The sequence below is a fragment of the Oceanicola sp. D3 genome (assembly GCF_006351965.1).
In the GTDB taxonomy this organism is placed as follows: Bacteria; Pseudomonadota; Alphaproteobacteria; order Rhodobacterales; family Rhodobacteraceae; genus Vannielia.
This window is the reverse complement of the sequence record NZ_CP040932.1, coordinates 85,494-100,556: the sequence shown is the minus strand read 5'-3', so window position 1 is coordinate 100,556 and position 15,063 is coordinate 85,494. Positions and strand designations below refer to the sequence as shown.

Annotated in this window: 11 protein-coding genes; 6 read left to right on the top strand and 5 right to left on the bottom strand. The window is 66.6% G+C overall.

Annotated elements, in window-relative coordinates:
- The first annotated feature begins 115 nt into the window (after positions 1-115).
- Positions 116-1,579, top strand: coding sequence for an efflux RND transporter periplasmic adaptor subunit (locus tag FHY55_RS00525; protein ID WP_140012330.1), 1,464 nt, complete (start codon positions 116-118; stop codon positions 1,577-1,579).
- Positions 1,580-4,948: an efflux RND transporter permease subunit gene (locus FHY55_RS00520; RefSeq protein WP_140012329.1), complete on the top strand. Its 3,369-nt coding sequence runs from the start codon at positions 1,580-1,582 to the stop codon at positions 4,946-4,948. It abuts the gene before it with no gap.
- Positions 4,949-5,034: 86 nt separating this feature from the next.
- Here FHY55_RS00520 and FHY55_RS20910 read toward each other — a convergent pair whose 3' ends face one another.
- Both FHY55_RS20910 and FHY55_RS00510 read right to left on the bottom strand, forming a co-directional pair.
- Entirely contained in the window at positions 5,035-6,591 is a 1,557-nt protein-coding gene (locus tag FHY55_RS20910; protein WP_140012328.1) for an ABC-F family ATP-binding cassette domain-containing protein, read from the bottom strand.
- Between the two features lie 131 nt (positions 6,592-6,722).
- Positions 6,723-7,535, bottom strand: coding sequence for a protein-disulfide reductase DsbD domain-containing protein (locus FHY55_RS00510; RefSeq protein WP_140012327.1), 813 nt, complete (start codon positions 7,533-7,535; stop codon positions 6,723-6,725).
- Between the two features lie 124 nt (positions 7,536-7,659).
- Between FHY55_RS00510 and FHY55_RS00505 the strand changes: the two genes are divergently transcribed.
- A complete protein-coding gene (locus FHY55_RS00505; RefSeq protein WP_140012326.1) occupies positions 7,660-8,253 on the top strand; it encodes a YqgE/AlgH family protein in 594 nt (197 codons plus the stop codon).
- 54 nt (positions 8,254-8,307) lie between these two features.
- Here FHY55_RS00505 and FHY55_RS00500 read toward each other — a convergent pair whose 3' ends face one another.
- A complete protein-coding gene (locus FHY55_RS00500; protein WP_140012325.1) occupies positions 8,308-9,258 on the bottom strand; it encodes an L-threonylcarbamoyladenylate synthase in 951 nt (316 codons plus the stop codon).
- Between the two features lie 108 nt (positions 9,259-9,366).
- Between FHY55_RS00500 and FHY55_RS00495 the strand changes: the two genes are divergently transcribed.
- Genes FHY55_RS00495 through FHY55_RS00485 form a run of 3 tightly spaced genes read left to right on the top strand, consistent with a single transcriptional unit; the run spans position 9,367 to position 12,619 of the window.
- Positions 9,367-11,073 (top strand): acyl-CoA dehydrogenase, encoded by a 1,707-nt coding sequence (locus tag FHY55_RS00495; protein ID WP_140012324.1) that lies wholly within the window; start codon positions 9,367-9,369, stop codon positions 11,071-11,073.
- A gap of 10 nt (positions 11,074-11,083) precedes the next feature.
- Complete coding sequence (locus tag FHY55_RS00490) at positions 11,084-12,118, top strand: MBL fold metallo-hydrolase (protein WP_140012323.1); 1,035 nt, start codon at positions 11,084-11,086, stop codon at positions 12,116-12,118.
- Positions 12,119-12,121: 3 nt separating this feature from the next.
- A complete protein-coding gene (locus tag FHY55_RS00485) occupies positions 12,122-12,619 on the top strand; it encodes a DUF6173 family protein (RefSeq protein WP_140012322.1) in 498 nt (165 codons plus the stop codon).
- Between the two features lie 51 nt (positions 12,620-12,670).
- Here FHY55_RS00485 and FHY55_RS00480 read toward each other — a convergent pair whose 3' ends face one another.
- Together FHY55_RS00480 and FHY55_RS00475 are read right to left on the bottom strand one after the other, a co-directional pair.
- On the bottom strand, positions 12,671-13,465 hold the full coding sequence (locus FHY55_RS00480) for a 3'(2'),5'-bisphosphate nucleotidase CysQ (protein WP_254695384.1): 795 nt from the start codon (positions 13,463-13,465) through the stop codon (positions 12,671-12,673).
- Complete coding sequence (locus FHY55_RS00475) at positions 13,452-14,804, bottom strand: TldD/PmbA family protein (protein ID WP_140012320.1); 1,353 nt, start codon at positions 14,802-14,804, stop codon at positions 13,452-13,454. The genes FHY55_RS00480 and FHY55_RS00475 overlap by 14 nt, the downstream gene beginning before the upstream one ends.
- Positions 14,805-15,063: the final 259 nt, after the last annotated feature.

Here is a 15,063-nt window from a genome sequence, read left to right as displayed (position 1 = left end):
AATCTCGAAAAATAGTGCGACGGAAACCCTGTTGCCGGGCGTAACACGCTTGTGCCTTTGCGTCTTTCTGCGTCAGGGCTAGGGTGATTTCGGTCTGCTGAGGCAGAGGACAACTATGAACTTCCTGCGCCGCTCCCTTGTGGGGCTGTTCCTTCTTTCCGTCACGCTCGGGCTTCTGGCCGTGGCGGGCGCCAGCTTTTGGGGCGCCGTCGAAGAGCGGATGAACCGCGAGGCGGGCAGCCGCCCCGCGCGCGAACGGGTGGCGGGCGTCAACGTGGTGCAGATCGAGCCGGGCCGCGCCGTGCCGGTGATGACGGCGTTTGGCGAGGTTCTGAGCGAGCGCACGCTGGATATCCGCGCTGTGGTTGGCGGGCGGATCGTTGAGCTGTCTGAGGCCTTTACCGAGGGTGGCACTGTTGAGGCGGGCGAACTTCTGGCGCGGATCGACCCGGTGAATGCCGAGGCGGCGCTGGAAAATGCCCGCACCGATCTGGCCGAGGCAGAGGCTGAGCTGGCAGACGCAGAGCGGGCCCTTGTGCTTGCGCGTGACGATCAGGCCGCCGCCGAGCGTCAGGCCGCGCTGCGCGAGCAAGCCCTTGCGCGGCAGGAAAGTTTGCGCGAGCGCGGCGTGGGCTCGGCCGCCGCCGTCGAAGAGGCCCAGCTTGCTGCGGCCTCTGCCGACCAATCCGTTTTGTCCAAACGTCAGGCCGTGGCTTCGGCGCAAAGCCGCGTGGATGTGGGCCGCAACGGTGTGAGCCGCGCGCGCCTTGGTCTGTCCAACGCCGAGCGCGATCTGGCAGATCATGAAATCCGCGCGTCCTTTTCTGGCACCCTTGCCGATGTCGCCGTGGTCGAGGGCGGGCTTGTGGCTGCCAACGAGCTGATGGCCTCGCTGATCGACCCTGACGCGCTGGAAGTGTCCTTCCGCCTCAGCACCGCCCAATACGCCCGCCTGCTGGGCGAAGATGGGCGGCTTATTCCTGCGTCGATGCAGGTTCGGCTCGATGTGTCCGGGCTCGACCTCGTGGCCGAAGGCCGGCTGGACCGGGTGAGCGGCGCAGTGGGCGAGGGCCAGACGGGCCGGGTGATCTATGCCGACCTGTCCGAGACCGGCGGCTTCCGGCCCGGCGATTTTGTAACCGTCACCATCGAAGAGCCAGCGCTTGAGGGCGTGGCAGTGGTGCCCGCCACGGCGGTGGATGCGGCGGGCACGGTGCTGGTGCTGAACGCCGATGAGCGGCTTGAACTGGCGCAGGTTGAGGTGCTCCGGCGGCAGGGCGACGAGATCATCATCCGCGCCGAGGGCCACGCGGGCGCACTCATTGTTTCCGAGCGCAGCCCGCTTGTTGGCCCCGGCATCCGCGCCCGCGCCTTGGGCGAGGCCGCGCCCGCGCCCGCAGAGCCCACACCCGAGGATCTGGTGGAGCTGACGCCAGAGCGCCGCGCCCGGCTTATCGCCTTTATCGAGGGCAACAACCGCATGCCCGCCGACGCCAAGGAGCGCGTGCTCGCCCAACTCGCGCAAGATCGCGTTCCCGCCGAGACGGTGGAGCGAATCGAAAGCCGGATGGGCGGATAAATGGCTGGGCGGGCAACGGGCATTCTGGGCTACTTCACCCGCCACAAGACGGCGGCCAACCTTGTGCTGGTGCTGATGATCGCGGCCGGGGTCGCAGCCTTTCCGCGGATGCGGGCGCAGTTCTTCCCCGACATCGTGCTCGACAGCGTGCGCGTTTCCATTGCTTGGGACGGGGCGGGGGCAGAGGATGTCGACAGCGGTATCATCGCCGTGCTGGAGCCAGCGCTGCTGGCGGTCGATGGTGTAGAGGAGAGCGATGCCACCTCCCGCGAGGGGTCCGGGTCTATCCGGCTGGAGTTTGAGGCCAATTATGACATGGCCCGTGCCGCCGAGGATGTGCAGCAGGCGGTGGATGGCATAAACAACCTGCCCGAAGAGGCCGATGAGCCCGTTGTTACCCGCTCCGCCTGGCGTGACAGGGTGACGGATGTGATCATCACCGGCCCGGTGGGGGTGGAGCTGCTGGCGCGCTATGCCGATGAGTTCGTGGCCCGGCTCTTCGAGGCCGGGGTGACGCGCACGACGATCAGGGGCGTTGCGGCGCCGGAGATCATCATCGAGGTGCCCTCGGCTCAGCTCATCAACAACGATGTGACGATGCGGCAGATCGCCGATGCCATTGCCGCCGAGGCCGAGGCCGACCCGGCGGGCGATGTTTCGGGCGGGGCGGCGCGGGTGCGCACCGGGGTGGCCAAGCGCAGCCCCGACCAGATTGCCGGGATCGTCCTCAAGCCGGACCTCACCATTGGTGACCTCGCGCAAATCCGGGTGGAGGGGGTAGACCGCAACCGCACCTATTTCGTCGGCCCCAACCCTGCCGTTTCGGTGCGGGTGGACCGCTCTGTGCAGGGCGATGCCATCGGCATTCAGGAATCGGTGGAGGAGGTGGCCGCAGAGTTGGAGCTGACCCTGCCCGCCGGGGTGAAGATTGACCTGATCCGCACCCGCTCCGAGGCCATCGAGGGGCGGCTGAACATTTTGATCGAGAACGGGCTGATGGGCCTCGCGCTGGTGCTTGGCCTGCTGTTCCTGTTTCTCAATGCGCGCACCGCCTTCTGGGTGGCGATGGGCATTCCGGTGTCGATGTTCGCTGCAATCGCCATCATGTGGGCCGCTGGGCTGACGCTCAACATGATCTCGCTCTTTGCCTTGCTGATCACGCTGGGGATCGTGGTGGATGACGCAATCGTGGTGGGCGAACATGCTGACTTTCGGGCGCGAAGGCTTGGCGAGGGGCCGTTTCAGGCTGCCGAGAATGCCGCCATTCGCATGTTTGGCCCGGTGTTTTCGGCCACGATCACCACCGTCATCGCCTTTGCCGGGCTGACGGTGATCGAGGGGCGCTTTGGCGAGATGATCGCCGACATTCCCTTTACCGTCATCACGGTGCTGATCGCCTCTCTGATCGAGTGCTTTGTCATCCTGCCCAACCACATGGCCCACGCGCTCGCAGCCACACAGAAAAAGCCGGCATGGTATGACTGGCCCTCGCGCCAGTTCAACAAGGGGTTCTCATGGGTGCGCGACCACCTCTTTCGCCGGTTGATGCGCACCGTGGTCTGGGCCCGCTACCCGGTGCTGGCGGCGGTGTTCGTACTGCTGGCGGTGCAGGTGGGTGAACTGGTGCGCGGCAATGTGCAGTGGCGGTTTTTCTCTGCGCCGGAGGAGGGCTCGGTATCGGGCAACTTCGCGATGGCGCCGGGGGCGGACCGCGCCGACACAGTGGCTCAGATGCGGATGTTTCAGGCCGCCGTCGAGGCGCTGGGCACGCAATACGAGGCAGAATTTGGCCGCAATCCGGTGGCCTATGCGGTGGCCGAGATCGGCGGCAACACGGGCCGGGGCCTTTCGGGGGTGGACAGCAAGGATGAAGACCTGCTTGGCTCCATCGCCGTCGAGTTGATCGACCCCGACCTGAGGCCCTACACCAGCTCGAAGTTCGTGGCCGACCTTCAGGAAAACGTCGAGAAGCATCCTCTGGTGGAGATTGTGAGCTTTCGTGGCTGGCGCGGCGGCCCCGGCGGGGATGCGGTGGATGTGCAGCTTTCTGGCGCCAGTGTCGCCACGCTGAAGGCCGCTGCAGAGGGGCTGAAAACGCGGCTTTCGCAGTTTGGCGAAGTCTCGGCGCTGGAAGACACGCTCAGCTATGACAAGGAAGAGCTGATCCTTGACCTCACGCCGCAGGGCCAGGAGCTGGGCTTCTCGATTGACGATCTCGGCTCGGTTCTGCGCAACCGCCTTGGCGGCATCGAGGCGGCCACCTTCCCCGATGGTCCGCGCTCTTCTGCCATCCGCGTGGAATTGCCGGAAGAGGAACTGACTGCCGATTTCCTCGACCGCACGATGATGCGCACCCCGGAAGGGGCCTACGTGCCGCTGGCCGATATCGTGAAGGTCAGTCGGCAGACCGGCTTTTCCACCATCGACCGCGAAAATGGCATCCGCCTCGTCTCCGTCACCGGCGACCTTGATGATGGCGACCCGGCCCGCGCTGCCGAGATCATGCTGCAACTTCAGGAGGTCATCCTGCCCGAGATCGAGCAGGAATACGGCGTTGCCTCACGGATGAGCGGGCTTTCGGAGCAGGAAAGCGAGTTTTTGTCCGATGCCATCCTCGGCTTCGGGGCCTGTATGATCGGCATCTATCTCGTGCTGGCATGGATCTTTTCCAGCTGGACCCGGCCTTTGCTGATCATGGCCGTTATCCCGTTTGGCCTTATCGGCGCAATCTGGGGCCATCAGATTTGGCAGTTGCCGCTCTCGATGTTCTCGGTCGTCGGCTTGATTGGAATGTCTGGGATCATCATCAACGATAGTATCGTGTTGGTGACAACGGTGGATGAATACAGCCGTGAGCGCGGGCTGTTTCCGGCCATCGTCGATGGTGCCTGTGACCGTTTGCGCCCGGTGCTGCTGACCACGCTCACCACGGTGATCGGCCTTGCGCCGCTGCTCTATGAGCCCTCCAGTCAGGCGCAGTTTCTGAAGCCCACGGTGGTGACGCTGGTCTTTGGCCTCGGCTTTGGCATGTTTCTGGTGCTCCTTGTGGTGCCTTCGTTGCTGGCGATGCAACAGGATGTGTTGCGCCAGTTTCAGGCCCTGCGCCGGGCCGGGCAGTTTCGCGCGGGTGCGCGGGGGGTTTCGGGCATTGTGGGGCTGGTGGCGGTGGCATTGGTGCTTTGGTTCATCGCCACGTTGGGATGGGCAATTGTGACCGGCGCGGTCTGGCCGCTGCTCGGGGCGCTGGTGCCCGCAGCGGGGCTGGCTGCCGCGCTCGGCCTCTTCCTCCTTGGCGCGCTTGCGCTGATCCTGCTGGGGTTCGCGCTGGGGGCGCTGGGCCTCATCGCCGCGCACCGCCGCACCGCCTGACCGAGGCCGCGCTTCGGGGCATCGCCTCCTGATCGCAGCTGCGAAGAGGGCCGTAAGGACCGATGAGCTGCCTCTGCAACGCTGCCCTAAAGCGCGATCTCGCGGGTCAGCCCGATGGCCTGCCGAAAGGTGCTGTCGTGGCTGGTGACCAGCAGTGCGCCGGTGTAGCCCCGCAGCGCCTCTTCCAGCAGCTCCACTGTTTCAATGTCGAGGTGGTTTGTCGGCTCGTCGAGCAGCAACAGGGCCGGAGGCTGCCCACCAAGCGCCATCGCCAGCGCTGCACGCAGCCGTTCTCCGCCGGAGAGCCGGGCCACGGGCCTCTGCGCCGCCACATTCTGAAAGCCGTAGCGGGCGAGCAGCGCATGGGCATCGTGGGGAGACATGCCGGAATGGCGCCGCGTGACATTTTCCAACAAGCTCTGCTCCGGCGCCAAGTCGCCCGCGTGCTGATCGAGCGTGGCCAGGTTCTCCGTCACGGACAACTGCCCAGCCGTTAGCGCGATTTGCCCGCGAATGGCCGCGATCAGGGTGCTCTTGCCCGCTCCGTTGGGCCCGGTTAGCGCTACCCGTTCGCCCGCGGCCACCTCGGCGTCCACCGGCCCCAGCCGAAACGCCCCACGCTCCAGAATGACGCCGTCCAGCCGCAGTACCACCGCCTCGCCCCGCGTGGACTCGGCGCCGATCTCCAGCGCCCGCGCCGGGCCGACATGCGCCGCTGCTGCCTCCCGCGCCGCTTCGGCCCGGGCCTCAAGACGCTCGGCGCGCCGCCTATCCGCGCCTTGCGTGCGCCCCGCTCTATCAGCCATCGCATCGGTCAACACCTTCGGCTGCGAGCCGCTCGCCCGCGCCTTCTTGCCCGCCTGCGCCCGCTGCGCGGCCTTTTCCTTCGCGGCCTGAAGCTCCCGCGCCACGCGCGCCTCCTCGCGCCGCGCCCGCTCCAGCTCGGTGGCTGCCCGGGCCTGCCGGGCATCCCGCGCAGCCACATGCGCTGCCCAGCCACCGCCCGTCACAAATGCGCCCTGCGGGGCGATCTCGACGATCCGGTCCATCTCCGCCAGCAGGGCCCGGTCATGGCTTGCCACCACCACCCCGCCCGGCCAACTGCGGATGATCTCCGACACCAGTGCCCGGCCTTCTGCATCAAGGTTGTTGGTGGGCTCGTCCATGAGCAGGATATCCGGCTTGTCGAGCAGCAGCCGTGCCAGCCCCACTCGCGTGCGCTGCCCGCCAGAGAGGTTACCGAGCCTCCGCGCCAGATCGAGCCCGGGCAAACCGGCCCGCGCCAGAGCCGCCTCGATCCGGGCGGGCAGCAGCCAGTCGGCGCGGTCAAGGTCATCCCCTTCCGGTGTGCCCGCCTCGATCCGCGCAATCCGCGCCAGCGGCTCGTCTTGTCCGAGTGCCGCACCGAGCGTGATCGACAGATCCGGCCAGCTCTGCAAAAGCTGCCCCGCCGTTGCTTGCCGGTCGATTGTACCACGCCCCGGTGGATAGCCTGCCAGAAGGCCAAGCAGGGTGGATTTGCCCACGCCGTTTGGCCCCACGAGGCCGGTGCGCTCGGGGCCGAAGGTCAGGTTGAGGGGTGGGGTGAGAACGGTGCCGTCAGCAGCGGTGAGCGGAACGGCGGAGAGAGTAAGAGCAGGCATGAGAGACCTCAAAGCAGAACGCGGGTAGGGCGATTGCGGTGAGGTTCAGGTTCATGTCAGGCGCTCCCTTGGATGGGGCGGATTTAAGGGGCCGGGGTGGCTGGGTCAAGTTTTGTGGGTTTTGGCGCGGCTCAGGGTGCGGGGCAGCCCTGAATGTCGATGGCGCGGCCACGGCCCAGCAAAGTCACCCGCAGGGCCTTGCGCGACAGGGCCAAGGCCCGGCCTGCGGGGGGCACCATTTCGGCGCTGGCCATCAATGTGCTGCCCTCCCGGCGGGTTTCGGTTTCGGAGGCCCAGACGCTTGGAATGCCCGGCTCGATCACCGCCACACGGCGCCCACCGATCCGTTCTGCGGGGATGCTCGCGGTCACCCGCACGCCGTCCGATATCGGGTCGACCACACAGGTGACGCCCGACAGGCCCGCTTCTCGCGCTGTCATCGGCCGGGCTTTCAATGCGGCTTGAATCGCCGGGTCGAAGCTGCCTTTGCCCGAGAGCGGCGCGCGGAAGCTGAGCGAGGCCGGCACACAGATGTGCTCGCACACGCCAAGGTCGACATCCGCAGCCAGTTCCACCGGCTTGCCTGCGTCGGTTGGGGTGATTTCTATCGGCAACACCAGCTCACGCTTGTAGCCGATGGTGCGCACCCCGGCTTCATCAAAGATCTGTGGGGAAGGCCAATGCAGGGTCACGCGGGCCAGATTGCGCGAGGCAGACCAATCAAATTGCGGCGGAATCCCGGTTTCGCCGGGGGCGCGCCAATAGGTCTTCCAGCCGGGCGCTAGGGTGAGCCGCAGCGCGGCCATCCGCGTGCCGCGCTTGGTGGTCCAGCCGGGCAGCACCTCGGCCTTGACCACCTCGCCGGGCGTGGTGCCATAGGTGCCCGCCCCTGCGACGGGGGCGAAGAGCGTGAGGGCAAGCAGGGTGGCAAGGAGAGCTTTCATGACGGCGCAGCATAGGCCCGGCACGGCTCCGGTGAAATCACGTTTGGGCGAGAGAGCAGGTGGCGTGGCCGATGCGCCGCAGCGATGCCTTGCACCGCGCGCCCGCACCCCCCATCATTGAGCTATGCTCAACGCCTCGAACCAAGAAGAGATGGACCTCACCGGAAAGTTGCTCATCGCCATGCCCGGCATGGGCGATCCGCGATTCGAACGTGCCGTGATCTACGTTTGTGCCTATTCCGACGAGGCCGCCATGGGGCTGATCGTCAACCGCACGACAGATGACCTGACCTTCTCCGAGTTGCTCAAGCAGTTGGATATCGCCAGCGATATCGAGTTGCCGCCAAGCCGCGCCGAGACGCCGATTTATGTTGGCGGTCCGGTGGAACATGGGCGCGGCTTTGTCTTGCATTCCACCGATTACCGGAGCGAAGGGGCCACGCTTGAGGTGAGCCCCAGCTTTGGGATGACAGCGACGGTCGACATTCTGGAAGACATGGCGCGCGGCAAAGGCCCGGAAAATGCGATTCTTGCGCTGGGCTATTCCGGCTGGGGCCCGGGCCAGTTGGAGGGGGAAATCACCCGCAATGGCTGGCTGACTTGCGATGCCACACCCGAGATTGTCTTTGGCACCGGCGATGCCGACAAGTGGACCGAGGCCCTGAACTCCCTCGGCGTTGACCCTCGCCTGCTGAGCGGCGACGCGGGCCGCGCCTGACCGTTCCCTTCCCGAGCGCAGCGAGGCCACCGAAAGCCGCAGGTGGCGTTTGCCTCAACCTCGCGGCGCGGCGGCGCGGGAGAGCCTGTCGTTGATCGCCAGCCCGAGGCCGCGTTGCGGAATTGGCGCCACGGCGATTTCTGCGCCCGGCAGCGCGTCGAGCTTGTGCAGCATCGCAAAGAGGTTTGCGGCGGCCTCGCGCAGATCGCCGGATGGCGAAAGGTTGGCCGTTGCCGCCGGGAAGCCGGGACCGAAGGCCAGAAACAGGCTGCTCTCCGGCGGGGTGGTTACGTTCAGCCGCACAGCCTTGCCCGGGGCATAATGGGATGACAGCTGCCCGGGGGACGAGGGGGCCGTGTCATCCGTGGGAGCGTCACGCCCGAGTGGGGTGCCTAGCGCCGCCTCCAGCGTTTCCAGCGGCAGACCGCCGGGGCGCAGCAGGCGTGGTTCAGGCCCGGTGCAGTCGATGATCGTGCTTTCAAGCCCCACATCCGCTGGCCCGCCGTCAAGCACCGCCGCGATTCGCCCTTCAAGCCCTTCAGCCACATGCGCAGCGGTGGAGGGGGAGATCTTTCCTGAAGGATTCGCTGAAGGGGCGGCGAGCGGGCCGCCGAAGGCGTCCAGCAGCCGGTGGGCGAGGGGCAGGGCTGGCACCCGGAGGGCCACGCTGTTCAGCCCCGCCGTCACCAGCGGTGAAAGCCCCGCCGCCTCGCGGAGCGGCACCACCAGAGTTAACGGACCGGGCCAGAAGGCCTCTGCCAGCCGCAGGGCCGCGCCCTCAATCACCCCAAACCGCCCGGCGGCCTCCAGTGATGCAAGGTGGCAGATCAGCGGGTTGAACCGTGGCCGCCCCTTGGCCTCGAAGATCGCCGCGACCGCTTCGCCTTCGCGTGCATCGCCGGCGAGCCCGTAGACCGTTTCGGTCGGGATCGCCACAAGCTTGCCCGCGCGCAGTAGCTCCACCGCCCGCGTCAGCCCTGCCTCACCTTCCAGCCTCTCGGTCATCCGCTCTCTCCGTGACGCGGCGTTTTGTGCCTTTCGCTTGGGCACGCCCGTCTCATCTCTTATGCTGCGTCGCGTGGCCTCTCAAGGCCAGCTGAGGAGGAACTGCCAATGCCATATACCGCGCCCGTCGATGAATTTCGCTTTCTGCTCAATCATGTGGTCGGCTACGATCAGGTGACGCAGACAGAGCGCTTTGCCGAGGCGGGCGGTGAGATGGTTGATGCGATCCTCACCGAAGCCGGTCGGCTCTGCACCGAGGTTCTGGGGCCGCTGCAACGCAACGGAGACCTGCACCCCGCGGTGCTGGAAAACGGCGTGGTGCGCACATCGCCCGGCTTTGCCGAGGGCTACAAGGCGATTGCCGAGGGGGGCTGGATCGGGATCAGCGCCGACCCCGAGCATGGCGGCATGGGCCTGCCGATTGCGCTGATGGAAGCGGTGAACGAGATGATGAATGGTGCCTGCCTGTCGTTGGCGCTCAACCCGCTGCTGACACAGGGCCAGATCGAGGCGCTGGAGCACCACGCCTCTGACCAGATCAAGGCCACCTACCTGCCCAAGCTCATCAGCGGCGAATGGCAGGGCACGATGAACCTGACCGAGCCGCAGGCGGGCACCGATGTGGGTGCGCTGCGCAGCAAGGCCGAGCCCAACGGCGACGGGACGTACAGCATCAGCGGGCAGAAGATCTATATCAGCTGGGGTGATGCGGACTTTGCCGAGAACGTCTGCCACCTCGTGCTGGCGCGCTTGCCCGATGGGGTGCCCGGCACCAAGGGCATCAGCCTCTTCATGGTGCCGCGCAATATCCCCAATGAGGATGGCTCTCCCGGCGAGCGCAATTCTCTCCGTGTGGTCAGCCTTGAGCACAAGATGGGCCTGCATGGCTCGCCCACGGCGGTGATGGAATATGACGGCGCCAAGGGCTGGCTCATCGGCAAGGAACACGGCGGGATGGCGGCCATGTTCACCATGATGAACAACGCCCGCCTTGGCGTGGGCATTCAGGGCATCGGCGTGGCCGAGGCTGCCACGCAGGCGGCAATGGCCTATGCCGCCGAGCGCAAGCAGGGCAAGGTGGGCGGCTCGGGCAGCATCATCGAATTCCCCGATGTGCGGCGGATGCTGATGACGATGAAGGCCGAAACTCAGGCCGCGCGGGCCATCGCGCTGGCCAATGCCGTGGCGCTCGACATGGCCAATGCCACCGGCGAGGCCGCATGGGCCGCCCGCGCCGCGCTCCTCACCCCGATCTCCAAGGCCTATGGCACCGATGTAGGCTGCGAAGTGTCCGCCACGGGCATTCAGGTGCATGGTGGCATGGGTTTCATCGAAGAAACCGGTGCGGCGCAGTTTTACCGCGATGTGCGGGTAACCACGATCTATGAGGGCACCAATGGGATTCAGGCGCTCGATCTGGTGGGCCGCAAGCTGGCGGATGGCGGCGAGGCGGCGCTGACTCTGCTGAGCGAGGTTCAGGACGCCGCCGAGGCTGGTCGCGGCCGTTTCCCCCGGATGACGGATGCGGTGTGGAATGCCGCCGAGGTTCAGCGCGAGCTGACCGAGGCTGTGCTGGAGATGGACATGGAGGCGCGCGGTGCTGTGGCCGTGGCCTACTTGCGGGCCTTTGCGCGGGTGCTTGGCGCACATTTCCACCTCGCCTCCGCCATGACCGAGAAAGACACCGGACCGCGCGCCGGGCTTGCCCGCTTTTACATCAAGCGGCTCCTGCCTCAGCACGCGGGGCTTGCTGCCGAAGTGCGGATGGGCGGGGACGGGATGGATGCCCTTTCCAACGAGGAGCTGATGGCCTAGGTCCAAGCCTATGGACGCACAGCCCCTCAGTTTCCCGTGGGATACCCCGCCCGAACCCGGCGAGGCGGTAGAGGTTGCCCCCGGCATCCTCTGGTTTCGCCTGCCGCTGCCGATGGCGCTCGATCACGTCAACCTCTATGCGCTCGATGAGGGCGATGGCTGGACGCTGATTGACAGTGGAATGAACTGGGCGAAGGCCCGGGCACAGATGGAGCAGGTGCTGGCCGGCCCGATGGGCGGCAAGCCGGTGCGCCGCGTGGTGCTCACCCATCACCACCCCGATCATATCGGTCTGGCCGGGTGGTTCGCCGAGCAGGGGGCCGAGATCGTCGCAACGCGGGTGGCCTGGCTCACTGCGCGGATGCTGCAACTCGATGAGCAGGAGCGACCGGTGGAGGCGCAAAAGCTGTTCTGGCGCCGCGCCGGGATGGCTCCCGAGATCTACGAAAAACGCTGCAACGAGCGGCCCTTCAACTTTGCCGATATGACGGTGCCACTGCCGCTGGGATTTACGCGGATCGCAGAGGGCGATGCCATCACCATGGGCGGGCGGCGCTGGCATGTGCGGCTGGGGCAGGGGCACGCGCCCGATCATGCCACCTTCTGGTGCGAGGATGCGCCGCTTGTGCTGGGCGGCGATCAGCTCTTGCCCTCCATCTCGCCCAACCTCGGCGTCTATCCCACCGAGCCAGAGGCCGACCCGGTGGGCGAATGGCTGGAAAGTTGCGCGCGTCTGGCTGCGCACGCCCGTGGTGACCAACTGGTTCTGCCCGGCCACAAGCTGCCCTTCACCGGACTGCCTGCGCGGCTGGTGCAGATGGCCGACAATCACCACACGGCGCTTGCCCGCTTGCTGAAGCACCTCTCCGCCACGCCCGGCTCTGCGCATGACTGTTTCGAACCGATCTTCGGGCGGCAGATCACCGGCGGTGCCTACGGGCTGGCGCTGGTCGAGGCCGTGGGCCACCTCAACCACCTCTATGTCACGGGCAAGGTGAGCCGCGAGGTTGGCCCGGATGACGCATATATCTTTAGGGTGAACTAAGAGATGGAAGACGATATCCGCACCGTGGCCGAGGCCCATGAGGCAAGCGCCCTGCCACGCTCCCGTGCTGTTCACGCCGATCCGGATGCGCCCGCGACTGCCGAGCAAAAACCGCTGCCCGATGCCATGTGCACCCGCCCGGCAGATGAGAAATCGCCTGCCGAATGGGCCTACGAACGGCTGATTCTTTATATCCAGAACTTCGAAGAGCAGCTCGACTCCGATGAAGAGATCGCCATGGGCATGATTGATGGCGGCGCGGGGCTGCTGCGGATCGAGGGCATCGGCTTTTTCGCGCCTGATATCGTCAGCTTCTATGGGCGCGATCCCTCGGGCGGGCGGATGCAACTGGTGCAGCATGTGACCCAGCTCAACGTGACCCTCCGCGCTCTGCCCAAACCCAAGGGCGAGCAGAAGGCGCAGCGGATCGGCTTTCGGCTGGCGCGGGGGCTTTCGGAGCCGGATGCAGGCGCGGGAGAGGACGCCTCGAAGGGCGGATGAGCCGCTGCATACGGCTCAGCAGGCCTTCATCGCCCATCCCAAGCGGTCGCTTCAGGTGTCTTTCGTCACCCTTTGCATCAGCCCGCCATGCAACTCATCATTCGCGGCAATCACGCCTGCCGTCAGCCGATCTGGCGTGTTGAAGCGCAGCGGCGTGCCCCGGCGGTCCGTCACCCGGCCTCCGGCTTCTTCCACGATCAGGGCTCCGGCAGCGATGTCCCATTCCCAGCTGTCGCGGAAGGTTATCATCGCGTCGTAGCGCCCCTCGGCCACCAGTGCGAGGCGGTAGGCCAGTGACGGGCGGTAGTGGCGGCTGTGGCGCGGCACGCCGCCGGGCCATAGCTGGGGCGCGAGGTTTGGCTTGGCGGTGACGATTGTCACATCATCCGGCCCCGATGTGGCCGTCACCCGCAGCGCCTCGCCATTGCGTGTGGATCCGCGGCCCTTTGCAGCAGCGTAAACGGCGTTCTTGGCGGGCATTGCCACCACTCCGGCAACGATCTGCCCCGCATCGGCGATGGCCAGTGAATGTGCCCAGCTTGGCTCACCAGCCGTAAAGGCGCGGGTGCCGTCGATCGGGTCGACGATGAAGCAGCGCTCCCTGTCGAGCCGTGCGGCCGTGTCAGCACTCTCCTCGGACAGCCAGCCATAATCGGGGCGCGCGCCCATCAGCTTGCTGCGCAGCATCGCGTCAACCGCGAGGTCGGCCTCTGTCACCGGGCCTGCGCCATCGGCCTTGTCCCAAACGCGATGCTCGGCGCGAAAGTAGCGCAGCGCGATCTCGCCCGCCATTTCCGCCGCATCCATCAGCAACGTCAGGTCGTCTGCGGCCTCAAGCTCCGGCAATGGTGAGGCCTTCGACGAGAAGCGAGGGAATGCGGCGCGATTTGTGGTCTTCGGCGTCATTGGCGGCCACCAGCGTTGGCAGCATTTCCAGCAGGTTGCCCGCAATGGTGCACTCATGCACGGGATAGGCAATTTCGCCGTTTTCCACCCAGAAGCCCGAAGCCCCGCGCGAGTAGTCGCCGGTGTTGGGATTGATGGTGGAGCCGATCAGCGAGGTCACCAGCAGGCCGGTACCCATGTCGCGCAGAAGCTCGTCGCGGCTGGCGGTGCCGGGGGTGAGGGTGAGGTTGCTCACCGAAGGTGAGGGCGGGGCCGAGGTGCCGCGGGCTGCGTTGCCGGTGCTTTCCAGCCCCAGTTTGCGGGCTGAGGCAAGATCGAGCACCCAGCGGGCGAGGCGGCCGTTTTCCACGATGGGCGCGGTGCGCGTCGGTAGCCCCTCGCCGTCAAAGGGCTTGGAGCCAGACACGCGCGGGCGCAGCGGTTCTTCGATCAGCGAAAGCGCCTCGGGCAGTACCAGCTCCCCCATTTTGCCAGCCAGCCACGAGGAGCCGCGCGCCACGGCAGCGCCGTTTGCGGCAGAGAGCAGGTGCCCGATCAGTGAAGAGGCTGCACGCTCATCATAGAGCACGGCAAAGCGCCCCGATGGCGGTTTCTTGGCACCGGCACGCGCAGCGGCGCGCTCACCGGCCTTGCGGCCTACCTCTTCCGGTGACGGCAGATCGGCGGCAAAGATACGGTGCTCATAGCAATGGTCACGGTCCATCGTGGTGCCGCTGCCAGTGATGGCAGAGGCCGAGAGCATATGGCCGGTGCGGGTGTAGCCGCCCGCAAAGCCGTTGCTCGCCGCGAGGTGAATGGCATGGCGGCCAAAGCCTGCCGAGGTGCCTTCGATCTGGCTCACGCCTTCCACAGCGGCGGCGGCAGCCTCGCAGGCCAGCGCGGCCTCTTGCAGCGCAGCGGCCTCCGGCTCGCTGCCAAGGTCGGCCAGCTCCAGCGCGGCGACGTCCCAGTCTTGCGCTAGTTGCTCGGGGCTTGCGAGCCCGCAGTGCGGGTCTTCCGGGGCAAGCCGGGCCATGGCCACTGCACGCTCGGCCATCGTGTACATCGTCTCGGCCCGCAGGTCGGAACCTGAGACGCAGGCCTGCCTTTTGCCAACCAGAACCCGCAGCCCGATCTCGGTGCCCTCCGAGCGTTCTGCCTGCTCCAGCGCCCCGGCGCGGGTGTCGATGGAGAGCGAGGTGGCGGCCACTGCCATTGCGTCGGCGGCTTCCGCGCCAGCCCGGCGGGCGGCGGCAAGAAGCGCCTCGGTCAGGCTCTCAAGGCTTGTGCTATCTGTCATTTCTGTCCTTCTGCGCGGCGGTGGCGGTCGCACCTGCCGAACTGAGCTAGCCGCCGGGGCGATGCGAGGCAAGGCCGGAGCGCCGAAAAAACGGGCATCGGATGCGCTGCCGGGCTGTTCGGGGCCCCGCGCCACCCAAGGCCGAAGTTCGAGGGCGGAGGCATTCAGCTGACGAGAGTTTAGCCTCTGGGGCCGAGGCAAAAAGGCCGCTGGAACAGACCGATGGCCTCAGCACAGCCATTGCCGGTTAAAGCGGCAC